Below are 24,879 nucleotides of genomic sequence, written 5' to 3' on the forward strand. Positions count from 1 at the left end.
ACCGTGAGAATGTGAACATATTAACTAATTTATCGCTTTTGTTGCTTATTGCTTGCCAATCGAGCAAAATTGGCTAATGTATAGAGGTTAGACCAGTTCATTGGGGCAGAGGATGTTAGAACAACAATTACAATTGAAACACACACAGCTACGTAACCGTTTGGTAATGGGCTCAATGCACACGGGGCTTGAAGAGGGATGGCATAATCGAAAACGCCTGCGTGCTTTTTATGAAGCGCGCGCTAAAGGTGGTACTGCGATGCTCATTACGGGGGGCTACAGTCCTAATTTGCGTGGCAAATTAACCCCAATCTCATCGTCTTTTAATAGCTATTATGATGTGTTTAAGCACCGTGCATACACTGATGTTGTCCATCAACACGGCGGTAAGATTTGCTTACAATTATTACATGCTGGACGTTATGCGTATCATCCATTTAATCAAGCACCAAGTGCAATTAAAGCACCTATTAACCCATATCAACCCAAAGCAATGTCGCTCAGTGCAATAAAAAAAACCATCAAAGACTTTGCTCATTCCGCCTATTTAGCACAAAAGGCTGGCTACGATGGCGTTGAAGTGATGGGCTCAGAAGGTTATTTGATTAATGAGTTTATGGCACCGCATACCAATAAACGCTCAGATGAATACGGTGGAAGTTTAGAAAACCGTATGCGTTTAGCGTTAGAGATAGTCAAAGCTGTACGTGCCAAAGTAAATAAAGAATTTTTAATTATCTTTCGATTATCGGTGATGGATTTAATTCCTAATGGGTCAACACCTGAAGAGGTTACGATCCAGGCCAAAGCATTAGAGCAGGCTGGAGTTGATATTTTAAATACTGGCATAGGCTGGCATGAAGCACGAGTACCTACCATTGCGAGTATGGTGCCAGCAGGTGCATTTAAAGAAGCTTCAAAACGTTTAAAAGAAGTGGTATCGGTTCCTGTCATTGCTGTAAATCGTATTAATACTCCTGAGATTGCCAATGAAATTTTAACTGCAGGGGATGCCGATCTGATTTCGATGGCACGACCACTATTAGCCGATCCAGAATTTTTTAATAAATACCAAGCACAACAAAGTAAACACATTAATATTTGTATCGGCTGTAATCAGGGCTGTTTAGATCATGTATTTAAAGGTAAACGAGCAACATGCTTAGTGAATCCTCAAGCGGGGTTTGAGCTAGATTATCCTCTTGAGCTGACCAACAAGGCTAAAAATGTGTTGGTTGTAGGTGCTGGGCCTGCGGGCTTATCTGCCAGTTGTTACTTAGCGCAAAAAGGCCATACGGTAACGCTGATTGATAAAAATACAGATATGGGCGGCCAATTTAATTTAGCGATGCGAATTCCTGGTAAAGAAGATTTCAATCATACCTTGCGTTATTTTATTAATGAACTTGAACGTCTGAAGGTCACGGTAACACTCAATACTCCTTTTACCGATAAAATGCTTGAGCAATACGATGACGTGGTGTTTGCAACGGGTGTGCGCCCGCGTGAGGCAAACTTTACCTGCGCGGATAATAAACGTGTTTTTTCATACGATGAAGTTATTCGAGGCGAAGTTGAATTAGGGCAATCTATTGCAATTTTAGGTGCCGGCGGCATTGGCTTTGATATGGTTGCTTTTTTAAGTGAACATAAAGATCAAAGTATTGCTGATTTTAAATCGCAGTGGGGAATTGAATGTCAGCCAAGTCCAGATAAAGATAATCGTCAATTGTTTATGCTAAAACGCAGCGCCGGGCGTTTTGGCAGTGAGCTTGGTAAAACAACGGGCTGGATACATCGTCAAGTTGCAAAGCAACATGGTGTAAAACAGATCGCTGATTGTCAGTATCATCATTTTGATCAGCAAGGTCTAAAAATTACTGTGGCAGGAGAGGAGCAGGTGCTACCTGTTGATACAGTGATCGCTTGTATCGGGCAAGTCTCTAATAACGAATTAATGTCGGGGTTAATCGATAATCCTAAAGTACATGTAATTGGCGGGGCCAAATTAGCATCAGCAATTGATGCAAAACGAGCTATTTATGAAGCGCTTCAGGTCGCGCGTAAAATTTAACTGAAATAAACTTTTAATCGTAGCGGTCTTTGTTTAATACATTACAAAAGACTAGACTGCTACGATGAATACATTGATCACACTATATAAAACTTCCCTCCAAAAAATAGCCATTTTTGATGGTATCCCTGCTTTACTATTTAGACTGATACTGGCGCCAGTTATGATCATCGCAGGTTATAACAAGCTAAATATCAGTGGTAATGGTAATGGGTTTTTTGAATTCTTTTTAGCTTCTCCAGATGTTGTTGCTTGGTTTGGTAACCCAGACTGGGGCTTAGGCTTACCTTTTCCTGATTTACTGGCTTTTTTAGCTGGCTGGAGTGAATTTCTCGGTGGCTGGCTGCTCTTAGTTGGTTTATTAACCCGTCTGGTTAGCATACCGCTGATGTTTACTATGGTCGTTGCCGCAACCTCTGTACATTGGCACAATGGCTGGTTTGCGATTGCGCCGACAGATCCAGATACCAGTGCTGCACAAGTACTTGATTGGTTGGCGATCCCCGGTGCAAAAGAAAGTTTAGATAATTCTCGTGAAGTAAAAGAACGTATTGAGAAAATTCGAGGACTTGTACAAGAACATGGTTTCCCAGATTACCTTTATGAAAAGGGTAAACCGTCGATTTTGAATAATGGCATTGAGTTTTCAGCAATTTATTTTGCGATGTTATTGAGTTTATTTTTTACCGGCGGTGGGCGTTTTGTTAGCCTTGATCACTGGTTACGGAAAAGATTCGAATAATCTAAATCTCTACCTGTCAGTTTGCGACGGCCGTCGCAAACTTTCTAACTTTCAAACTTTCTCAGCAATCCCTATCAATGCTATGCTAGTTTCTTTTTTAATTAGAGAATCGCTATGGACGCTATTGAGCTTTTATTGACTCGTCAGTCAGATCCTCGACTGATTGCACCAGCCCCAAACAACAGTCAACTTGATATTATTAAACAAGCAGCGCTTCGTGTGCCTGATCATGGTTGCCTTGCGCCTTGGCAATTTATTGTTGTTGCAGAAGATGCGCGAGAACGACTCGGCGAAATTTATTATCAAAGTGCAGTTGCAGAACAACAAGATGAAAAAGTAATTAATCGTGCCAAAGAGTTACCGCTGCGTGCACCGATGATAATCATTGCCATTGCCAAATATCAAGCGCACCCAAAAGTGCCGCGTATAGAACAAGTACAAAGTGCTGGTTGTGCTGTGTTAGCTATGCAACAAGCAGCTTTTGCGCAAGGACTGGGTGGTGTCTGGCGTACTGGTTACTTTGCGCAAAGTGAGGCGGTAAAAGCGGCGTTAAAGCTTGATAATGAAGATGAGATTGTCGGTTACCTGTATTTAGGCACTCCAGAAGTGGACTGTAAAAAGGCTGTTCGTCATAGCCCAGAACACTTTTTCACAAACTTATAGTTGCCAAAACGTAATTAATTGGAACTTTGTCGTGTTATTTTAGTCAGAGTGCATTAAGGCTACCTTTGTTATTATCTTTAGGTAGCTTGGCTGTCTGAAGCGCTTGGATGCAATAACCCTCAATACAATGGTTTGTTATTTTTCTGCAGTTTGTTAATGTATGGAGTGTCTTAATTAGAATAACAACAAGAAGACGAGGATAATGGGAAATTTATTTTTACGTGAAAAAGAAAAATGGTTAACGTGGTCCTTATGGGGTTTTGTTGGTGCGGCTATCACTCTTTACACAGCATTTAGTACAAAGACTCCTCATTTAATAGCGATCTCATCAACTGCTATTGTGGTTATCTTAGCGTGGTGGATGCAACGCACAAGACGATTTGATTTTGGTAGAGCGTTTAAAGTGTGTTGTTACGTGTTGTTTGTGAGTATTTTACCCGCTTTTGTATTGGTGCTTATACCAAGTGATGATCTAAACCGTTTTGATTTAATCTTTCAGAGCTTAAGTTTTGTAACTTTTAGCTTATTAGTCTGCTTACTGTGTTCGTGGGTCGCGAAACGTCCAAAACAGTATTATTGATGTATTTTTAAGCGCTTTGAGTAATTATAACGATTAATTTGAACTTTTTTACTTTTAGGGCTTTACAACAAGGCGGCTAACCCCTATTATCCGCGCCGTACGGAGAGATGGCAGAGTGGTCGAATGCACCGGTCTTGAAAACCGGCAGGGGTTTATAGCCCCTCTAGGGTTCAAATCCCTATCTCTCCACCATATTTAAAAAGCCGCCTTATGGGCGGCTTTTTGCTATCTGGAGTTTAAGATGTCACAGCAAAATCAATTAAACACCACACAACGGGTGCTAAAACACGTACTGTTATGGTCGGTGTTTGGCTACTGTTATCACAGTGCTATTAACTTACTCGTTAAAATGGCGATGGATGCGCAACCAGAGCATGTATTGCTCACAGCTATGCTTTACTGCCTAGGCTTTAATCTATTAGCTGGGCATTTAATTACTAAATATGATAAATACTGGCCAGAAATTGCGGCAATATTTATTGGTTGTATCGGTTTATTAGTCGTGCCGGTGTTATTAGTTGGTACGCAGGCATTACTGAGTCGTCCATTACTTGCTGGTATTTTAATCAGCTTGCCAATCTTGACTTTTGCTGTGCGCTTAATAAAGCGAAAACTCACTAAAAACTAGCTCTAAAGAAGCCCAAAAGGGCTTTTTTTTATGATAGCATAGGCGCGTCTTTTAACTGATACCAGCGTTATTAAGCTTGGTATAAACAAAACGTGAAACATATTATGTCAGATAATTTTACTACAGATGCTGAAAAAGCAAGTTACGGTATTGGCCTACAGATGGGTGAGCAACTTAAAGCTAACCCTTTCGAAGGTTTAAACTTAAATTCAGTATTTGCAGGCATGAAAGATGCGTATGTGGGCGGCGATTTCCAAGTTGAGATCCCTGAGATCCAAGCTGCATTCGAAAAAATCAACACTGAAATCCAAGCACGTCGTGAAGAAGAAGCGAAAGTACTTGCAGCTGAAGGCATTGCATTCTTAGAAGAAAATGCAAAACGTGCTGAAATCACAGTGACTGAGTCTGGTCTTCAATATGAAGTACTAGCAACAGGTGAAGGCAAAAAGCCAACTGCTGAGTCAACAGTGCGTGTTGATTATCACGGTACACTTATCAACGGTACTGTATTTGACAGCTCTTATGAGCGTGGTCAACCTGCTGAGTTTCCAGTTGGTGGCGTGATCAAAGGCTGGACTGAAGCATTACAAATGATGCCTGAAGGCACCAAATGGCGTATCTATGTTCCTCATGAGCTTGCTTATGGAGAACGTGGTGCCGGTGCTGCAATTGCACCATTCTCAACACTGGTATTTGACGTTGAGCTACACGAAATTCTTTAATTAGAAATTGAGTAATAAAAAGCCGCGCTAATAACTATTAGCGCGGCTTTTTTATGGTTATTTACTGAGATCAGAAATAACCACGTAGACCAATTCTAAAGTTACGCCCAGGAAGTGGCGCTTCATCTTTAATAAATGAACTATGTACAAAACCCAGTTCATCCGTAATATTATCGACGTTGATATAAAACTGTGTATCTACCGGACCGACACTTAATTGATAATTTGCTTGCGCATCGAACAGTGTATAGCCATCGGTTGCGGTTTCATAAGCCGTGATATCACGTTGTTCAAAGTAGTGTGTGCCAGTTAAGCTGAACTGCCAATCACTGATATTATACTGTAATTCTGAACCTAACTTATTTGCCGGAATACGCGGTAAATACCCTTCATCATCAGCAAGTTTTGCAGTGGTTGAGTCACCAAATACTTTTACCATCGCATTTGAATTTAATTGATAATGTGCATCAAATTCAATGCCGTATAATTTCGCATCTTTACTGACAAATTGATAAACAGCCATACCATCATCGTGGCCAGGCTCTGCAGCTTCAAGGCCGTGCTCTTCATCAAACACTAACCCCGTGTTTTGCTGATAGTAAAAATTGGCAATGTCGTTATAGAAAAAGTTAACCGTATAACCAAAATCGCCACTAAAGCGTCTAAAGCCAAAATCAATATTGGTTGATGTTTCTTGTTTGATATTTTCAGGTTCGAAGTGAATTTCACCGTCTTCTATCGCGTAGCCTAAACCAAGCTCATAGGTGCCAGTTGCAATATGGACACCATTTGATAATAGCTCGGCTGATAACGGTGCGCGTTCAGAGTGTGACACGCTCAGCGCAATACTTTGTCCGGGTGTATATTGCCAAATAGCGCCTGCTGAAGCGCTCAGATTAGTAAAGCTTTTACTGTAAGGCGTTATTTCATTGGCGTGTTCATCAGTATGATCATCTTCATGGTCATGGTCATGGTCATGGTCATGGTCATGCGCAGCAGCACCGATATTACTATCAATATTATAATCTTCAATACGCGCACCTAATTCTAATGTCACGTCGCCAAACTGTTTTTCTTCGAGGATAAATAATGCATGAGTAGTCGTTTTGCTAGCGGGTGTGAAGGCTTCTTCACCATCGGCATCATAATCAGATTCACTAAAATGATAACCAGCCATACCATGCCAATTACCTAACTTATGCTCGATATTTAAACGTGCTTCAGTGGTTTCATTACTAAAGATAGTACCGATCGCGCCATCTTCAATTTCAGCATGGCGATAATCAGTATAACCTAGACGTAAATTAATAGTTTCAATCCAGTTGTTGTGTAATGCATAGCTCATCAAACCTTGCCAGCGATCTTGTTCTACACGCGCATAAACGGCTTCTTCTTCGCCTTCATCATGGTCGTGTTCGTGTTCGTGATCATGGCCATGTTCATGGCTATGTGCTGGAATACCGTAGTCGGTTTCAATACGGCCATAAGAAACACCTAGCGTTAAATGCTCACCTACATAGCTAGTACCAAAGTTAACGGTTTGGCTATCAATAAAGGTATTTTTTACCGAGGTGGCTGTTTCATGCTCTTCTTCGTCATGACCCTCATGATCTTCGTGCTCTTCTTCAGGTAAGTTAAAACGCGGAGTTTGGTAGTCATCACCAGTGCGTTTGGTACCGTCAAAATGGAAGTTAAAGTTGTTATGGCCCGTCTCAAGCTTGGCAGCATAGGTGTTGGCATTTGAAACTGTGTCATGGCTGTATTCAACAGCCCCAGTTAAATGCTCGATATTATCAGTTGGAATGCGGTTATCTACTACGTTAACTACGCCACCAATCGCGCCTGAGCCATAAAGTAGCGTAGCTGGGCCACGCAAAACTTCAATCTGTTCTGCAGCTAGGCTGTCATTCGATGTTGCGTGATCTGGGCCAATACGTGACGCATCGCTGCTGTCTAAGCCATTTTGGGTGATTTTAACGCGAGGGCCATCTAGGCCACGGATTATAGGGCTAGATGAAACAGGGCCAAAATAGCTGGCATTAACACCCGGAAGGCCTTTGAGCGTTTCGCCTAACGTGGGTTTTGCTTTATTGCGCAGTTCATCACCACTGAGTACACTCACTGGTGAAATCATCTCTAAGCTATTTTTATGCAGGGCAGAGGCATACACAACGACAGATTCAACTGACGTAGGTACAAGCGTGATATTTAGAGCAGAACTGGTTTCAGTTACTTGAACTCTAGCATCAACAAAATTATTTTTACTAATATGTAATTGGCTATTAGCATCAATATTAATACTAAATCGACCATTCTCGTCAGTTTTAATTGACTGTGCTTTACCGTGTACATGCACATCGGCATAGCTGAGTGGTTGCTTGTTATTGTCAAAAACTTGCCCAGTTACCAGCGCAGCATGAGCAGAAAAAGAGCTTAAAGCAGTGATAATTGCAGTTGATATTAAGGAATGTCGGATCATGGTTACTACGTTGTTGCTATTATGTTGTGATATAATATAACACCATCATTTGTGCTGATCAATAATGTTATACCATAACTTTTAAAATAAACGTGCTTATATCAGATTGGGCTATACTCAATAGGAGTAACGGCGAGACTGGTGAATATTATGTCTGATAAAACACGTATTTTTAAAGCACGATTTAGCATAGCTGATCTGCGTCATCAGCGTAATCACAAAGAAATTTTTACCACAGCGTTGACTAAAAATGAAACACTGGAGCATTTTGTTTTAAAGCTGTTAGGCTATTGTATTTTATCTTATGACAGCCATGCAGTGCTTAATAAACTTGCTGATAAACTACAGCCAGATGTAGGAATTCTAGCGTTGGATGAACATTATAAAACCTGGTTAAGTGTTGATAAACCTGACCTTGATGAATTAGTTAAGATCGCTAAGCAAGTGGATGAATTATTAATATTAACAACGGGCAATAGTGAATGGTTAACGCAATCTCAGTCACGGTTAAAGTTATTTGATAATAGCCATATTATTGAGATTGACCAGCAGTTTATTGATGATATTCAGGTGGATTTAACCCGCAGTTTAAATTGGGATGTAACCATAGATGAAAGTAGTTTAATGATCAGTGATAAAGTGCATTGCTATGAAACAAAGCAGTTTGACTGGCATTAATAAATTACTTCAAATTGAGAGTGATATTGCCATCGGGTTTACAGCAGCACAGCAGTACTTCTCCATCACGTACAAAGGCGAGTGGTTCTTCGTTATAGGTGACTTGCCCTGCTACTAGGGTTGCTCTACAGGCACCACAATATCCTTCTCTACACTGAAAAGGAATTTCATATTGCTGTTGTTCTAGGCAGTCTAAAAGGGAATGACAGCCAGTGTCAAAATCTACACACTGGCTATTATCTGCAAAGTGGATCTTTGCAGTTTTGTTGCTGGTCATTAGAGATCGAAGTCACCGAAATCAGAGGCATTAACTTGAGAGTCAATTTGGCCTACAAGGTATGAGCTGATCTCCGCTTCTTGTGGAGCAACTTGTACATTGTCTGACACTAACCATGAATTGATCCATGGGATAGGGTTACTGCTGGTTTTAAACTGTGTTGGTAAACCAACTGCAGTCATACGAGCATTAGTAATGTACTCAACGTATTGGCATAAAATATCTTTGTTTAAGCCAATCATTGAACCATCTTTAAACAGGTATTCAGCCCATTCTTTTTCTTGTTCAGCAGCATCAACAAACATCTTGATCGCTTCATCACGACACTGGGCTGCTACGATAGCCATTTCAGGATCGTCTTTACCATCTTGCATAATATTCAAAATATGCTGAGTACCAGAAAGATGAAGCGCTTCATCACGGGCGATCAGCTTAATAATTTTAGCGTTACCTTCCATTAATTCTCGCTCTGCAAACGCAAATGAACAGGCAAAACTGACATAAAAACGGATCGCTTCTAAGATATTCACTGACATCATTGCAAGGTATAAAAGCTTTTTAAGTTCAAATAAACTGATATGAACTGTTTCGCCATTAAGTTCATGTTTACCTTCACCGTATAAGTTATACACAGCCACTTTATTAATTAATTCATCGTAATATTTAGTTACGGCATCAGCACGTTCACTGATCTTTTCGTTACTAACAATATCATCAAAAATAAGCTCAGGGGCTTGGGTAACGTTACGAATAATATGTGTATATGAACGGCTATGGATTGTTTCACTAAATGCCCATGTTTCAATCCAGGTCTCAAGTTCTGGGATCGACACAATTGGCAGTAACGCAACATTAGGCGAGCGACCTTGCACACTATCAAGTAAGGTTTGATATTTTAAGTTACTTAAAAATATATGTTTTTCGTGATCAGGTAAGGCCTGAAAATCTAACCGATCTTTACTTACATCGACTTCTTCAGGACGCCAAAAAAACGATAGTTGTTTTTCAATTAGCTTTTCGAAAATAGGGTACTTCTGTTGATCATAACGCGATACGTTAACGGTTTGGCCGAAAAACATCGGTTCTTGTAGTTGGTTATTATGGTTTCGGCTAAAAGTAGTATAAGACATAAGATCACTCAAAAAACGAACAGGGCAAAGCGGGCGTATAGCCCGCTTCCAATTTATATTTATTACCGATTAGATTTTACACGCACCGCCTGCACAATCATCATCTTCCACTTCTGGTGTATCTTCTTGCATATCAGATGCACCATCACGGGTGTTATGGTAGTAAAGGGTTTTAACGCCAAGTTTGTAAGCACCCAGTAAATCTTGTAATAAGACCTTCATTGGTACTTTACCACCTTCAAACTTATTTGGATCGTAGTTAGTATTGGCAGAAATTGTTTGGTCAACAAACTTTTGCATAATACCCACTAATTCTAAATAACCTTTATTTGATGGGATATCCCACAATAATTCATAATTATTTTTAAGGCGTTCATACTCAGGTACAACTTGTTTTAAAATACCATCTTTACTGGCTTTAACACTGATATGACCACGTGGTGGTTCAATACCATTAGTTGCATTTGAAATTTGCGACGATGTCTCAGATGGCATCAACGCAGATAACGTTGAGTTACGCATACCATGCTCTTTGATATTGGCACGTAATGTATCCCAATCTAAATGCAATGGTTCATCACAAATTTTATCCAAATCACGTTTGTACGTATCGGTTGGCATAATACCTTGCGAATACGTTGTTTCGTTAAATTTAGGACATGCACCACGTTCTTTAGCCAGTTCATTTGAGGCTTTCATTAGGTAATACTGAATTGCTTCAAATGTTTTGTGAGTCAATGCATTGGCACTGCCATCAGAATAACGTTTGCCATTTTTAGCAAGGTAATATGCGTAGTTGATTACGCCTATTCCGAGTGTACGACGGCCCATCGTTGCATTATGTGCTGCTGGCACCGGGTAGTCTTGGAAATCCAGTAAGTTATCAAGTGCACGTACCGCAAGTTCTGCAAGCTCTTCAAGTTCATCCAGTGACTCAATCGCACCTAAGTTAAAGGCCGACAGCGTACACAGTGCAATTTCACCTTCTTCATCATTAACATTGTTAAGTGGTTTAGTTGGCAATGCAATTTCTAAACATAAGTTAGATTGGCGAATTGGTGCCACTTTAGCAATGAACGGGCTGTGTGTATTACAGTGGTCAACGTTTTGTAAATAGATGCGGCCAGTGCTAGCACGCTCTTGTGCAAACATTGAAAACAGCTCAATAGCTTTAATACGTTTTTTACGAATTGACTCGTCTTGTTCATATTGTACGTAAAGACGATCAAATTCATCTTGATCTTCAAAAAATGCATCATATAAACCAGGCACATCAGACGGGCTGAATAATGTGATGTAATCATCTTTGATCAAACGTGAGTACATTAGTTTATTAAACTGTACACCGTAATCTAAGTGACGAACGCGGTTATCATCAACACCACGGTTGTTTTTAAGCACTAATAAGTTTTCAACTTCTAGATGCCAAAGTGGATAGAACAGGGTTGCTGCGCCACCACGGACACCACCTTGCGAACAACTTTTAACAGCCGTTTGAAAGTGCTTATAAAACGGGATACAACCAGTGTGGTATGCTTCACCATTGCGAATAGGGCTACCTAGTGCGCGAATACGACCAGCATTAATACCAATACCTGCACGTTGCGATACGTATTTTACAATCGCTGATGAGGTTGCATTAATTGAATCTAGGCTGTCACCGCATTCAATCAGTACACATGAACTGAATTGACGCGTAGGGGTACGAACGCCCGCCATAATAGGCGTAGGTAATGAAATTTTGAACAATGACACCGCATCGTAAAAACGCTTTATGTAGTCTAAACGCGTTTCTTTTGGGTAATCAGAGAACAAGCTTGCCGCAACTAAAATATATAAAAACTGTGCGCTTTCATAAATTTCACCCGTAACACGGTTTTGTACTAAATATTTACCTTCAAGCTGTTTAACAGCAGCATAGCTGAAGTTTAAATCACGTCCATGATCAAGGTATTCATCCAGTTGATCAATTTCTTGCTCTGTGTAGTCAGCTAGTAAGTGTGCATCGTAACGCTTATCTTCAACTAACTTAACGATATGATCATACAAGCGCGGTGGCTCAAATTGACCATAGGCTTTTTTACGCAAATGGAATACAGCTAAGCGGGCTGATAAATATTGATAATCAGGCGACTCTTTAGAGATCTGATCAGCGGCCGCTTTGATGATGGTTTCATGGATGTCTTCAGTACGAATACCATCATAAAACTGGATGTGCGATTTCAGCTCAACTTGTGAGACAGACACATTATTTAGACCTTCGGCGGCCCAAGCAATAACGCGATGGATCTTATCTAAATCAAGTGACTCTTTACGGCCGTCACGTTTGCTTACAGATAGCTGTTGGTTCATAGTTTTGCCTGTATTCCTTGGGATATAATATTTTTTAGTGACACATTTTTCTTAAAATAAATTTTTTATTGCAATAAAACTGTATTAGCGCGAATTTAATTGAATAACATTTAGCCACAACATCTGGTGTTCATCAAATTCTAGATCACAAGATAGTGTGGTATGCGATCATTTGCAAGGGGCATAAACGCCCCTAATTGTGGATAACGTTGGGATAACACGCTTGTGTTAGTAGCCATTAACCTTTGACCATCTGATTAAAATGAAATTTATAAAAATCAACTGATGATCGATTAAATTTACGCATTTTAAAAATAAATTTTGGCTGCTTTTTTTATCAACAAACAATGTGCAAAAAGTAACACGATCACAATATGTAGTGGTTAAAATTTAACATGGCACTATATATGGTTAAATGCATCAATAGGTGATTGCCAATTAAAATCGGCTTGCCAACTCAATGCTTCAGCTTCACTAGGGATGTAGCCCCACAACGCAGCAGCGCTGTGCATGTTTGCAGCCTTGGCTGCAATTATGTCACGCTGCGCATCACCGATATACAAACAACGACTCGGATCAACATCTAACAGTTGGGCTGTATGCAGTAAAGGTAAAGGAGATGGTTTAGCGATATCGAGGGTGTCACCACTGACAATTGCCTGTGCATCTTTTAGTTCAGCAATTGCAGCAACTAATGGAATAGTCAAAAACTCAGGTTTATTAGTCATGATCCCCCATTTGATCTGTTGTTGATCAAGTGCGATCAATAATTGTGCAATTCCAGTAAAGCATTGACTATGGGTGGCAATATTATCTGCGTAGGCAGTTAATAGCTGCTGGCGTAAGTCAGCTTGATTTGGGTGATCGTGCCATTGCTGACCAAATCCAGCTGCAAGCAGCGCCATTGCACCGTTAGAAGCTGCAGGGCGATATATATCAGCGGTTACTGATGGTTGGTTATGATCAGCGAGTACGTAATTTAGCGCAGCCCCTAAATCATCTGCGGTATCGAGTAATGTACCGTCTAAATCAAAAATAAAGGCGTCGTAATCAATTGCGGGGGTTGCTGTGTTAAAACCAGCCATTACGCTAGTTTCTCAAAATGCAGAATATAATTAACGCTTACATCGGTATTTAAGCTGTACTGCTTTGATAAAGGGTTATAACTCAATCCCGCACTAGCACGTACTTTGAGGCCTGCTTGTTCTGCCCATGCAATGAGTTGTGCTGGTTTGATAAACTTTTTGTGATCATGGGTTCCATCAGGCACCATCTTCAATAATTTTTCTGCCCCGATAATTGCGTACAAATATGCTTTTGGGGTTTTGTTTAATGTAGAGAAAAATACATCAGCACCAGGTTTCGCTAATTCTGCTACTGCATGAATGATAGATGCAGGGTCTGGCACATGCTCTAACATTTCCATACAAGTAATAGTATCAAAGCGGGCAGGGTGTTCGCTGGCATACTGTTCGGCAGGTATTTTTATATAGTCAACGTTTACACCGGTTTCTAAACTGTGCAGTTTCGCAACGGTTAACGGCTCTTGACCCATATCAATACCAGTCACATGTGCGCCCATTCGCGCCATACTTTCACTCAATATACCGCCACCACAGCCGACATCGAGTGTTTCTTTGTCGAATAAGCCTTTGGCCTTGTCGGCAATAAAATCTAATCTTAATGGATTAATTTCATGAAGGGGTTTAAATTCGCCTTCACGATCCCACCAACGCTCAGCGATGGCTTCAAACTTTGCAATTTCTGCACTATCTACATTTTGATGTTCGGTCATAAAAAACTTCCTCGTCAATCTCAGGCCATTATATAGGGGTAAATTAATAAATCGCAAAGATTTAGCGCCTGTAAATCTAAATAAATTGTGGTAGCATGACTTGGTAATAATAACTAAATCCCCGCAAGCGCCCATATGTGGCACTTTCGTGGGTCAATACTGAAGGAATGTGATATCAAATGACTGATTTCGCCAATGAAATTCTGCCAGTCAATATTGAAGACGAGTTAAAAAACTCCTATTTAGATTACGCAATGAGCGTAATAGTAGGACGAGCACTACCAGACGTACGTGATGGTTTAAAACCTGTTCACCGCCGCGTTTTGTTTGCTATGAACGAGCTTAATAATGATTGGAATAAGCCTTACAAAAAATCAGCCCGTGTGGTTGGTGATGTAATTGGTAAATACCATCCCCATGGCGACAGTGCGGTGTATGACACAATCGTACGTATGGCCCAGCCATTCTCTTTACGTTATATGTTAGTTGACGGCCAAGGTAACTTTGGTTCAGTTGATGGTGACTCAGCAGCAGCAATGCGTTATACCGAAGTCCGTATGGCGAAAATGTCTCATGAGCTTTTGGCTGATCTTGAAAAAGAGACTGTTGATTTTGTACCTAACTATGATGGTACAGAGCAAATTCCTGACGTATTACCGACCAAAGTTCCTAACTTATTAGTGAACGGTTCATCGGGTATTGCGGTAGGTATGGCGACAAACATTCCTCCTCATAACTTAACTGAAGTTGTGAATGGCTGTTTAGCACTTATTCAAAACCCTGAATTAACCATTCATGAACTAATGGATTATATTCCGGGCCCAGATTTTCCAACTGCGGCAATTATCAACGGTAAAAAAGGCATTGAACAAGCCTATTTAACTGGCCGTGGCAAAGTGTACATGCGTGCACGTGCGGAAATTGAAGTTGACGAAAAAACCCATCGTGAAACGATCATCGTTCACGAGATCCCTTATCAAGTAAATAAAGCCCGCTTAATTGAAAAGATTGCTGAGCTTGTTAAAGATAAGAAGATTGAAGGCATTAGTGCATTACGTGATGAATCAGATAAAGACGGTATGCGTATCGTTATCGAGATCAAACGTGGTGACGTAGGCGAAGTGATCTTAAACAACCTTTATGCACAAACTCAGTTACAAACTGTGTTTGGTATGAACATGGTTGCGTTGATCAATAACCAGCCTAAGTGTTTCAACTTAAAAGAAATGCTTGAAGAATTCATCATTCACCGTCGTGAAGTAGTGACCCGTCGTACGGTATTTGACCTACGTAAAGCCCGCGATCGTGCACACATGCTTGAAGGCTTAGCAATTGCACTTGCTAACATTGACCCAATTATCGAGCTTATTCGTAACTCACCAACGCCAGCTGAAGCTAAAGTAGCACTTGCTAGCCGTCCGTGGGAATTAGGTAATGTAAAAGCCATGCTTGAAAAAGCCGGTGAAGCAAATGTTGCCCGTCCAGATTGGTTAGCGGATGACTTAGGCATCCGTGATGGTCAGTATTATATTTCTGAGCAACAAGCCCAAGCAATTCTAGATTTACGCTTACACAAGCTTACTGGTCTTGAACATGAAAAGATTCTAAGCGAATACCAAACGTTATTAGATTTAATTGCCGAGCTTTTATATATTCTTGCTAATCCTGAGCGTTTAATGGAAGTTATCCGCGATGAGTTAGTTGAAATTAAAGAGCAATACGGCGACGAACGTCGTACTGAAATTAATGCCGCGGCTCATGATATTAGTCTTGAAGACTTGATCACTGAAGAAGACGTGGTAGTAACCCTATCTCACGAAGGGTATGTGAAGTATCAGCCATTGTCTGATTACGAAGCACAGCGCCGTGGTGGTAAAGGTAAATCAGCAACCAAGATGAAAGATGAAGATTTCATTGAACGTCTACTAGTTGCTAATACTCACGACACGATTCTTTGTTTCTCAACGGCAGGTCGCTTATATTGGCTTAAAGTGTATCAATTACCACTTGCCAGTCGTGCAGCCCGTGGTAAGCCAATTGTAAACTTATTGCCGCTTGAAGCCGACGAACGTATTACGGCTATCTTGCCAGTACGTGAGTATGAAGAAAATAAATACATCTTTATGGCAACTGCATTTGGTACCGTGAAGAAAACACCATTGACTGCGTATAGCCGTCAACGTGCTAGCGGTATTATTGCCGTTAACTTAAACGACGGTGATAGCTTGATTGGTGTCGATATCACTGATGGTAGCAACGAAATCATGTTGTTTACTGATGCTGGTAAAGTTGTTCGCTTTAAAGAAGCAGAAGAATCACCTGTTTTAGATGAAAACGGCAACCCAGTACTTGATGAAAACGGTAACCCGGAAATCAAGTTCAAGGGTGTTCGTCAGATGGGCCGAACTGCAACAGGTGTTCGTGGTATTAAGATGGCTGAAGGCCAACGTGTTGTATCATTAATTGTACCTAAGACGAATGGTGCTATCTTAACCGTGACAGAAAACGGCTACGGTAAGCGTACATTGCTCAGTGACTACCCTGCTAAGAGTCGTGCGACTCAAGGTGTGGTATCAATCAAAGTAAGTGAGCGTAATGGTGCTGTAGTTGGTGCTGTACAAGTTGACGATAACGATGAAATCATGATTATCTCTAATCGAGGTACTCTGGTGCGAACTCGCGTTAATGAAGTTTCTACCGTTGGGCGAAATACCCAAGGTGTTATTTTGATAAGAACTATTGACGAAGAGCAAGTAGTTGGTTTACAACGTATCGAAGAGATCGAAATCGATGAGCTTAACGCTATTATCGAAGGTGAAAGCGTTGAACTAGTCGACACTGTTAATGATGACGCTGGGGATAATCCTCCAGAGGCATAACATTAATCATTAAAGCGGCTTCGGCCGCTTTTTTTTACTATAAAAATCAAAAAAATTAATTGTTAAAATTAGCAATTAAAAACAATTGTTAAATTACTGGAATGAGGAAAGGTAATGAGTATATATAATTTTTGTGCTGGGCCTGCAATGTTACCGCCAGCTGTGATGGAAAAAGCACAAAAAGAATTTCTTGATTGGCAAGATTTAGGTGTATCGGTGATGGAGATCAGTCACCGTAGTAAAGAATTTTTAGCATTAACGGCACAATGTGAAGCAAGCTTACGCCGGTTAATGAATATCAGCGATGAATTTGAAGTGCTGTTTATGCATGGCGGTGGTCGAGGCCAATTTGCTGCAGTGCCACTGAACCTGCACCAAGCAGGTAAAGACGCCGTATATTGTGAAAATGGTGTGTGGTCTAAAGGTGCGGTTGACGAAGCGGTTAAATTTACTACCGTCACTGAGCTTGATGTCCGTAATGACACCAATGAGCAATTCTCTATCAAACCAGTTAGTGAGTGGCAATTTCCAGCCGATCCTTCATACATCCACTATTGTCCAAATGAAACCATTGATGGCATTGAAGTGTTTGATGTACCAAGTCACCCAACAGCGCCGATCGTTGCAGACATGTCATCAACTATTTTATCGCGTGAATTTGATGTTGATCAGTTTGATTTAATTTACGCTGGTGCGCAAAAGAATATTGGTCCATCAGGCCTTGCCATTGTGATCATTCGCAAAACGTTGCTTGAGCGTGAAGGGGTTGCAAAGCCAGGTATATTTGATTACGCACTCGAAGTAAAACAAGGCAGCATGTATAACACGCCACCTACGTTTGCTTGGTATTTAGCGGCAGAAGTATTTGACTGGCTTGAGAAAAATGGTGGTGTTAAAGCCATGGAACAGCAAAATATAGCAAAAGCCGAACTGCTGTACGGCTTTATTGATGAATCACCGTTTTATAGTAATAAGGTTGCTAAGCATTGTCGTTCACGTATGAATGTGCCTTTTTGGCTCAATGATGAAAGCTTAAATGCACAGTTTTTAGCCCAAGCAAAAGAAGCTGGCTTACTTGCACTTGAAGGTCACCGTATTGTTGGCGGTATGCGTGCGAGTATTTACAACGCCATGCCACTTGCCGGTGTACAAGCGTTAGTTGACTTTATGGCGAAATTTGCCAAGGAGCACAGTTAATGGAGCAGTTACGCTTAGAGCCAATCAATCTAGTAAATGGCAGTGTTACCTTACCTGGCTCAAAAAGTTTATCAAATCGTATTTTATTGTTAGCGGCACTTGCGCAAGGCACAACGGTTGTAGAAAACTTATTAGACAGTGATGATATTCGTCATATGCTTGGTGCATTAAAATTATTGGGCGTTGATGTCAGTCTTAATGATGATAAAACTGTAGCCACTGTAAAAGGTGTTGGCGGGCAGTTTTTGACTCCAGCTGAGCCATTGTTTTTAGGTAATGCAGGCACTGCGTATCGCCCACTGACTGCGGTTTTAGCAGCGGTGAAGGGTAACTATGAACTAATTGGCGAGCCACGTATGGAGGAACGTCCAATTGGTCACCTAGTTGATGCATTACAAGCGCTCGGTGGGGATGTTAGTTATTTAAAAAATAAAGACTATCCGCCACTTAAAATTGTTGGTGGGCAAATTAATGGCGGCAAAGTTGCAATTGATGGCAGTATTTCGAGCCAATTTCTTACCGCATTATTAATGGCTGCGCCGTTATTTAATGGCGATACGTGCATTACAATTAAGGGTACGCTGGTATCTAAACCGTATATTGATATTACCTTAGATGTAATGGCTCGCTTTGGCATATTGGTAACTCACGATAACTATAAAACCTTTACTGTAAAAGGTGCGCAGCAATACCAAGCTGTTGAGCGTATTATGGTTGAAGGGGATGCATCAAGTGCATCTTACTTTGTCGCTGCGGCGGCAATTGCCGGTGGTGAAATAGAGATCAAAGGCGTAGGCGCAAAATCTGTGCAAGGCGATATTGGCTTTGCAAAAGTGATGGAGCAGGTAGGTGCTAAAATAGATTGGTATGACGAGCGCTTAGTGGTACGTAAAGGCGAATTAAAAGGTGTTGATATCGATGCTAATGCTATTCCTGATGCGGCGATGACCCTTGCGACAGTGGCGTTATTTGCAGATGGTCCAACCGCTATTCGTAATATCTATAACTGGCGCGTAAAAGAAACTGATCGCTTACATGCAATGGCGACGGAGCTGCGTAAAGTGGGCGCTGAGGTAGTTGAAGGTGAAGATTTCATCGAAATAACACCGCCAAAACACTTTAACGATGTGGCGATTGATACCTATGACGACCACCGTATTGCGATGTGTTTTGCCATGGTAGCGGTAGGCGGCAAGCCAATAACTATCAATGATCCTAAGTGTACATACAAGACATTTCCAACATTTTTCAATGTACTAGCATCGGTTAGTCAATAAATGACTAAAGTTGAAATATAAAAAGTTACATACAAAAAGCGGATATATTTAATTAAGTAACGTATAATGTCGCAGTTTTATTTTGGTGTGCATTGCAGGAGGTTTAAATGCAGGCGTTATTAATGCCCGTGATCACCGTTGATGGCCCAAGTGGTTCAGGTAAAGGAACTGTTTGTCGCTTGTTAGCCGATAAATTAGGGTGGGATGTACTGGATAGTGGCGCGATTTATCGCGTATTAGCACTAGCAGCACTTCATCACCAAATTGCACTAGACAACGAAGAGGCATTGGTGCCTTTAGCTGCTAACTTAGATGTGCAGTTTTTAGTTGATAGTCAAACTAACGCTGGAAAGGTTATTCTGGAAGGTGAAGATGTATCAACAACAATTCGAAATGAAGAAGTAGGAGCTGCCGCTTCAAAAGTAGCAGCTTTACCGCGCGTAAGAGAAGCATTATTACGGCGTCAACGTGCATTTCGAACTGAAAATGGGCTAATAGCCGATGGCCGCGATATGGGCACTGTGGTGTTCCAAGATGCTCCATTAAAAATTTATTTAACCGCTAGTGCAGAAGAACGCGCGCGCCGACGTTTTGTTGAGTTGAATGAACGCGGTCTTGATGTTACACTAAGTGGTCTATTAGAAGATATTCAAGCACGTGATGACCGCGATATGAATCGTGCTGTTGCGCCGCTTGTACCAGCTGACGATGCTATTGAACTCGATACTAGCGAGCTTAATGCACAGCAAGTGTTTGATAAGGTTATGACTTTATTAGATGCAGCGATCGTCGAAGGTAAACTTCCAAAACGACGATAAACTATTTATGCGCCAGCAGGATGCCAGTGCTATTTTAACAACCCCATGCAGCATGGTTGCTTATTGGTAATAATATATGAGACGTATATTCGTATGTCAGAAAATTTTGCGCAGTTATTTGAAGAAAGCTTAAAGGGTTTTGAAGCAGAGCAAGGCTCTATCGTTAAAGGTACAGTTATCTCTATCGAGAACAACATTGTACTTGTAGATGCTGGTCTTAAATCAGAAAGTGCTATCCCTGCAGAGCAGTTCAAAAATGCTGCTGGTGAACTAGAAGTTGCTGTTGGCGACGAAGTAGATGTTGCACTAGATGCAATTGAAGACGGTTTCGGTGAAACTATCCTTTCTCGTGAGAAAGCGAAGCGTCACGAAGCGTGGATCCGTCTTGAGAAAGCATGTGAAGAGCAAGAGACTGTTACTGGTGTTATCAACGGTAAAGTTAAAGGCGGTTTCACTGTTGAAGTTGATTCAATCCGTGCTTTCCTACCTGGTTCACTTGTTGATGTTCGTCCAGTACGTGACACAACTCACCTTGAAGGCAAAGAGCTTGAATTTAAAGTAATCAAGCTTGATCAAAAACGTAACAACGTTGTTGTTTCACGTCGTGCAGTTATCGAATCTGAAAACTCACAAGAACGTGAAGAGCTTCTTGCTAACCTTGTTGAAGGTCAAGAAGTTAAAGGTATCGTTAAGAACCTTACTGACTACGGTGCGTTCGTTGACCTTGGTGGTGTTGATGGTCTACTACACATTACTGATATGGCGTGGAAGCGTGTTAAGCACCCTTCAGAAATCGTTAATGTTGGCGACGAAATCGCAGTTAAAGTTCTTAAATTCGACAAAGATAAAACTCGTGTATCTCTAGGCCTTAAACAGCTTGGTGAAGATCCATGGGCAGCTATCGCTGGTCGTTACCCAGAAGGTTCTAAACTTTCTGGTCGTGTAACTAACCTTACAGATTACGGTTGCTTCGTAGAAATCGAAGAAGGCGTTGAAGGTCTAGTACACGTTTCTGAAATGGATTGGACTAACAAGAACATCCATCCTTCTAAAGTTGTTAGCTTAGGCGACACTGTTGAAGTTATGGTTCTTGAAATCGACGAAGAACGTCGTCGTATTTCACTTGGTCTTAAGCAATGTATTGCTAATCCTTGGCAAGAATTTGCTCGTCTACAAAACAAAGGCGATCAAGTTACTGGTAAGATCAAATCAATCACTGACTTCGGTATCTTTATCGGTCTTGACGGTGGTATTGACGGTCTTGTACACCTTTCAGACATTTCTTGGAATACACCTGGCGAAGACGCTGTACGTGAATTCAAGAAAGGCGACGAAATCACTGCTATCGTATTGCAAGTTGACCCAGAGCGTGAACGTATCTCTCTAGGTGTTAAGCAAATCGAAGCTGACCCATTCAATAACTACCTTGATGCAAACAAAAAAGGTGCTATTGTTAAAGGTAAAGTGACAGAAGTTGATGCGAAAGGCGCAACTGTTGAACTTATCGAAGGCGTTGAAGGTTACATCCGTGTAGCTGATATCGCTCAAGAGCGCGTTGAAGATGCAACTACTGTTGTTTCTGTAGGCGACGAAATTGAAGTGAAATATGTTGGTGTTGATCGTAAGAACCGCACTTTAAGCCTTTCAGTTAAAGCTCTTTTCGAAGCAGAAGAGAAAGAAGTACTAGAAAAGCTTAAGAAAGAAGAGCCAGTGTTCGAAAACGCAATGGCAGCTGCATTCGCAAATGCACAAAAAGACTAATTAATCAGTCTTAATTGGAAGGGCAGTGTTGCCCTTCCTTTATCTCTTTTTAAGGAAACGTTATGACTAAGTCAGAATTGATAGAACAATTAGCCGAGCAACACGCGCATGTACCTGTGAAAGATGTTGAGAATGCTGTTAAAGAAATTCTTGAACAAATGGCCGGCTCATTATCAAGCTCAGATCGTATTGAAATCCGTGGCTTTGGTAGTTTCTCATTACACTTTCGTTCACCTCGCACAGGTCGTAATCCAAAGACTGGCGACACGGTTGAGTTAGAAGGTAAGCACGTACCACATTTTAAACCAGGCAAAGAGTTACGAGATCGCGTAAACGCGAGCATTGCCTAGTTACTTAGTTGGAGTAGTTACTTGTTTAGGGTATTAAAAATTATCCTGGTAGCAATATGCTTAATTTTTGCATTTGTACTTGGTTCGCAAAATCCACAGTTAGTGCAAATAAATTATATTATTGCCAGCAATACTTTACCCCTCGCAATGATAATAAGTATCTGCTTTGCTTTAGGTGTCGCAATTGGTTGTTTTATTAGCTTTAAATTGTTTTCGCAATTAAAGTGGCAAAACTATCGTTTGAAAAAAAAATTAGCGCCTGAAAAAGATAATAATAAGCTTGTTGCTAATAAAGACACCTAACTATGATTGAGCTTTTGTTTTTACTTTTACCTGTTGCGGCTGGTTATGGCTGGATCATGGGTAAAAATAGCGCTAAAAACCAAGCTCATCAACTTAATCGTCAGATCACATCTGAATACAGTAAAGGCTTAAAGTTTTTACTCGACAGAGAGGAAGATCAAGGCCTTGAGCACTTAATCAACTTGCTTGAAGTCGCCGCTGACTCTGTTGAACATTATTCTACATTAGCAACGATGTTTCGCCGCCGAGGTGAATTAGATCGTGCAATAAAAATCCACGAATTACTGCTCAAACACCCAAGCCTTAATGAACAACAAGCTGCTGCTAGTCGCCTTGAACTTGCTGAAGATTATATTATGGCGGGTTTGCTTGATGGCGCCGAAGAACATTTAGTGTGGTTAGTAAAAGCCAACCACAGTGATGCATTAGAGCCGATACTTAATTTATATTCGCAAACACGCGAATGGGAAAAGGGTATCAATATGTTTGAAGCACACAGTGATTTATTTTCAAAGCCGCAACATTTCAAAGCCATTGCTAACTTTTATTGTGAAGCTGCGTTGCTTAGCAATGATCCGCAAATTATGCGCAAAGCCATTAGCCTAAATCATAAAGCGATCCGCCCATTATATGAATTAGGTAAATCAGCATTTGCAAAAGAAGATTACGTAAAAGCAATTTATTATTGGCGTGAGCTTATCTGTAGTTTCACTTTTTTTGCTCCCTTGTTTATAGATGATTTAGCTCACAGTTATGAGCAATTAAACCTAACCCACCAATTTCATGAATTATTACAGCAGCTACTTGATAAGGGTGGGGTGCTAATAAAAATAAAACATTGCCAAGCATTACTTGAGCAAGGGCATACCGAACAAGCAATTAAATTTTTAACTGATAGTTTAAAACGTCAGCCGACAATTCGTGGCTTTAGTTTTTTATTACAGCTATTAGCAAAACAAAATAATGATATTAAAGATGTACTAGACCAAATAGATAAACTGGTCACATCTTATATTGCGACCAAGCCAGATTTTCAGTGCCAACACTGTGGCTTTACCAGTCATACAATTTATTGGGTTTGTCCTTCGTGCAAACATTGGGAAACCATAGTACCGAGCCGTGGTTTAGACGGTTTTTAGTTTTCTATAAAAATATTCACTTACTTCTACAATCAGTTTTAGGAAAGTTATGTCTCTCGAACATTCAAAAAAAATTCTTATCGCCCTCGATTACGATGATCAGCAAACCGCTTTAAACTTTGTAAAGCAATTATCGCCTGATACATGTCGTTTAAAAGTAGGCAAAGAAATGTTTACCTATTTTGGACCTGCTTTTGTAAAAGAATTAATTGACCTTGGCTTTGACGTATTCTTAGATTTAAAGTTTCATGATATTCCAAATACAGTTGCCAAAGCGGTTACCGCAGCTGCCAAAATGGGTGTTTGGATGGTGAATGTTCACGCCAGTGGCGGTGTTGAAATGATGACTAAAGCCAAACAAGCGCTTGAGCAATTTGGTGATAAAGCGCCATTACTAATTGCTGTAACAGTACTAACCAGTATGGATGCCGCAGAGCTTACTCGTTTAGGGGTTGATAAAACCCCAGAAGAGCAGGTTATTTATTTAGCAAAACTTGCTAAAGAAGCTGGCCTTGACGGGGTAGTGTGCTCAGCGCAAGAAGCCAAGCAATTAAAATCGCTACTCGGTAACGATTTTAAATTGGTGACGCCAGGTATTCGCCCTGCGGGAAGTGATGCAGGAGATCAAAAACGTATCATGACACCAAAGCAAGCAATTGAAGATGGCAGCGATTATTTAGTTGTTGGCCGTCCGATCACACAAGCCGCAGACCCAGTTGCGGTTCTTAAAGAAATTAATGACTCGATAAAATAAACAAGCGTTATTTTAATTAGTACTATTACTAATAAAAAGAGCAAAGTTTTTACTTTGCTCTTTTTGTTTCTGGGTATACAAACTTAATAACTTGGCGATGAATAGTCTGGAATGTGCCAAAGCGGACATTGATAAATCGTGATATTTGAAGTCAAAATTTGATAATCATATAGAAAGCTCCTCGAGTTTTTCGATACAGTTGTGTTGACCAAAACATAAACTGAATCCGAGGAGCTTGGTATGAAACTATATGGTGGAATTGACTTGCATTCAAATAATAG

22 protein-coding genes and 1 tRNA gene are annotated in these 24,879 nt (G+C 40.7%); 17 read left to right on the forward strand and 6 right to left on the reverse strand.

The annotated features are described in order from the left end of the window. Nucleotides 1-112 precede the first annotated feature (112 nt). The 7 genes from H5186_RS01425 to H5186_RS01455 all read left to right on the forward strand — a co-directional run bounded on the left by H5186_RS01425 (nucleotide 113) and on the right by H5186_RS01455 (nucleotide 5,409). Nucleotides 113-2,074: an FAD-dependent oxidoreductase gene (locus tag H5186_RS01425; protein WP_145233192.1), complete on the forward strand. Its 1,962-nt coding sequence runs from the start codon at nucleotides 113-115 to the stop codon at nucleotides 2,072-2,074. A 64-nt stretch (nucleotides 2,075-2,138) separates the two neighbouring features. After that, nucleotides 2,139-2,816 (forward strand): DoxX family protein, encoded by a 678-nt coding sequence (locus H5186_RS01430; protein WP_149982495.1) that lies wholly within the window; start codon nucleotides 2,139-2,141, stop codon nucleotides 2,814-2,816. 114 nt (nucleotides 2,817-2,930) lie between these two features. Beyond that, complete coding sequence (locus tag H5186_RS01435; protein WP_145233196.1) at nucleotides 2,931-3,479, forward strand: NAD(P)H nitroreductase; 549 nt, start codon at nucleotides 2,931-2,933, stop codon at nucleotides 3,477-3,479. 202 nt (nucleotides 3,480-3,681) lie between these two features. Next, nucleotides 3,682-4,059, forward strand: coding sequence for a hypothetical protein (locus H5186_RS01440; RefSeq protein ID WP_182794032.1), 378 nt, complete (start codon nucleotides 3,682-3,684; stop codon nucleotides 4,057-4,059). 101 nt (nucleotides 4,060-4,160) lie between these two features. Beyond that, nucleotides 4,161-4,251: transfer RNA gene (locus H5186_RS01445), tRNA-Ser, on the forward strand. Nucleotides 4,252-4,300: 49 nt separating this feature from the next. Continuing rightward, entirely contained in the window at nucleotides 4,301-4,687 is a 387-nt protein-coding gene (locus tag H5186_RS01450; protein ID WP_179959208.1) for a hypothetical protein, read from the forward strand. A gap of 104 nt (nucleotides 4,688-4,791) precedes the next feature. Beyond that, nucleotides 4,792-5,409, forward strand: coding sequence for an FKBP-type peptidyl-prolyl cis-trans isomerase (locus H5186_RS01455; protein ID WP_149982493.1), 618 nt, complete (start codon nucleotides 4,792-4,794; stop codon nucleotides 5,407-5,409). Between the two features lie 70 nt (nucleotides 5,410-5,479). Here H5186_RS01455 and H5186_RS01460 read toward each other — a convergent pair whose 3' ends face one another. Beyond that, nucleotides 5,480-7,888 (reverse strand): TonB-dependent receptor domain-containing protein, encoded by a 2,409-nt coding sequence (locus H5186_RS01460; RefSeq protein WP_182794033.1) that lies wholly within the window; start codon nucleotides 7,886-7,888, stop codon nucleotides 5,480-5,482. A gap of 150 nt (nucleotides 7,889-8,038) precedes the next feature. On the opposite strand from H5186_RS01460, the gene H5186_RS01465 reads away from it, so the two are divergent. After that, nucleotides 8,039-8,566 (forward strand): YaeQ family protein, encoded by a 528-nt coding sequence (locus tag H5186_RS01465; RefSeq protein WP_182794034.1) that lies wholly within the window; start codon nucleotides 8,039-8,041, stop codon nucleotides 8,564-8,566. Between the two features lie 4 nt (nucleotides 8,567-8,570). Here H5186_RS01465 and yfaE read toward each other — a convergent pair whose 3' ends face one another. The 5 genes from yfaE to ubiG form a co-directional block, all read right to left on the reverse strand. Beyond that, nucleotides 8,571-8,843: a class I ribonucleotide reductase maintenance protein YfaE gene (gene yfaE, locus H5186_RS01470; RefSeq protein WP_145233207.1), complete on the reverse strand. Its 273-nt coding sequence runs from the start codon at nucleotides 8,841-8,843 to the stop codon at nucleotides 8,571-8,573. Further along, on the reverse strand, nucleotides 8,843-9,973 hold the full coding sequence (nrdB, locus tag H5186_RS01475) for a class Ia ribonucleoside-diphosphate reductase subunit beta (RefSeq protein WP_145233209.1): 1,131 nt from the start codon (nucleotides 9,971-9,973) through the stop codon (nucleotides 8,843-8,845). Before nrdB ends, yfaE begins: the two co-directional genes overlap by 1 nt. A gap of 69 nt (nucleotides 9,974-10,042) precedes the next feature. Then, nucleotides 10,043-12,325, reverse strand: a complete 2,283-nt coding sequence (gene nrdA, locus H5186_RS01480; RefSeq protein WP_145233211.1) for a class 1a ribonucleoside-diphosphate reductase subunit alpha — start codon at nucleotides 12,323-12,325, stop codon at nucleotides 10,043-10,045. 401 nt (nucleotides 12,326-12,726) lie between these two features. Continuing rightward, nucleotides 12,727-13,410: an HAD family hydrolase gene (locus H5186_RS01485; protein ID WP_149982490.1), complete on the reverse strand. Its 684-nt coding sequence runs from the start codon at nucleotides 13,408-13,410 to the stop codon at nucleotides 12,727-12,729. Then, a complete protein-coding gene (gene ubiG, locus H5186_RS01490) occupies nucleotides 13,410-14,120 on the reverse strand; it encodes a bifunctional 2-polyprenyl-6-hydroxyphenol methylase/3-demethylubiquinol 3-O-methyltransferase UbiG (RefSeq protein WP_145233215.1) in 711 nt (236 codons plus the stop codon). Before ubiG ends, H5186_RS01485 begins: the two co-directional genes overlap by 1 nt. Nucleotides 14,121-14,299: 179 nt before the next feature. Here ubiG and gyrA point away from each other — a divergent pair, with 179 nt between their 5' ends. From gyrA to pyrF, 9 genes are all read left to right on the forward strand, one after another. Next, nucleotides 14,300-16,999: a DNA topoisomerase (ATP-hydrolyzing) subunit A gene (gene gyrA / locus H5186_RS01495; RefSeq protein ID WP_145233217.1), complete on the forward strand. Its 2,700-nt coding sequence runs from the start codon at nucleotides 14,300-14,302 to the stop codon at nucleotides 16,997-16,999. A 114-nt stretch (nucleotides 17,000-17,113) separates the two neighbouring features. Continuing rightward, nucleotides 17,114-18,196, forward strand: coding sequence for a 3-phosphoserine/phosphohydroxythreonine transaminase (gene serC, locus H5186_RS01500; RefSeq protein WP_182717451.1), 1,083 nt, complete (start codon nucleotides 17,114-17,116; stop codon nucleotides 18,194-18,196). After that, entirely contained in the window at nucleotides 18,196-19,473 is a 1,278-nt protein-coding gene (gene aroA, locus H5186_RS01505) for a 3-phosphoshikimate 1-carboxyvinyltransferase (protein ID WP_182794035.1), read from the forward strand. The genes serC and aroA overlap by 1 nt, the downstream gene beginning before the upstream one ends. A gap of 107 nt (nucleotides 19,474-19,580) precedes the next feature. Further along, entirely contained in the window at nucleotides 19,581-20,291 is a 711-nt protein-coding gene (cmk, locus tag H5186_RS01510; RefSeq protein ID WP_149982486.1) for a (d)CMP kinase, read from the forward strand. A gap of 93 nt (nucleotides 20,292-20,384) precedes the next feature. Next, nucleotides 20,385-22,052 carry a 30S ribosomal protein S1 gene (gene rpsA, locus H5186_RS01515; protein ID WP_029216020.1) on the forward strand — a complete coding sequence of 556 codons (1,668 nt, stop codon included), beginning with the start codon at nucleotides 20,385-20,387 and terminating at the stop codon, nucleotides 22,050-22,052. Nucleotides 22,053-22,114: 62 nt separating this feature from the next. Continuing rightward, complete coding sequence (gene ihfB / locus H5186_RS01520; protein ID WP_016707218.1) at nucleotides 22,115-22,402, forward strand: integration host factor subunit beta; 288 nt, start codon at nucleotides 22,115-22,117, stop codon at nucleotides 22,400-22,402. A gap of 21 nt (nucleotides 22,403-22,423) precedes the next feature. Continuing rightward, nucleotides 22,424-22,705, forward strand: coding sequence for a lipopolysaccharide assembly protein LapA domain-containing protein (locus H5186_RS01525; protein WP_016707217.1), 282 nt, complete (start codon nucleotides 22,424-22,426; stop codon nucleotides 22,703-22,705). Nucleotides 22,706-22,707: 2 nt separating this feature from the next. Beyond that, nucleotides 22,708-23,844 carry a lipopolysaccharide assembly protein LapB gene (gene lapB / locus H5186_RS01530; protein WP_145233226.1) on the forward strand — a complete coding sequence of 379 codons (1,137 nt, stop codon included), beginning with the start codon at nucleotides 22,708-22,710 and terminating at the stop codon, nucleotides 23,842-23,844. A 49-nt stretch (nucleotides 23,845-23,893) separates the two neighbouring features. Continuing rightward, on the forward strand, nucleotides 23,894-24,598 hold the full coding sequence (gene pyrF, locus H5186_RS01535; RefSeq protein ID WP_182794036.1) for an orotidine-5'-phosphate decarboxylase: 705 nt from the start codon (nucleotides 23,894-23,896) through the stop codon (nucleotides 24,596-24,598). The last annotated feature ends 281 nt before the right edge of the window (nucleotides 24,599-24,879 follow it).

Source organism: Pseudoalteromonas sp. SG41-2, from assembly GCF_014164535.1.
Classification (GTDB): domain Bacteria; phylum Pseudomonadota; class Gammaproteobacteria; order Enterobacterales; family Alteromonadaceae; genus Pseudoalteromonas; species Pseudoalteromonas rhizosphaerae.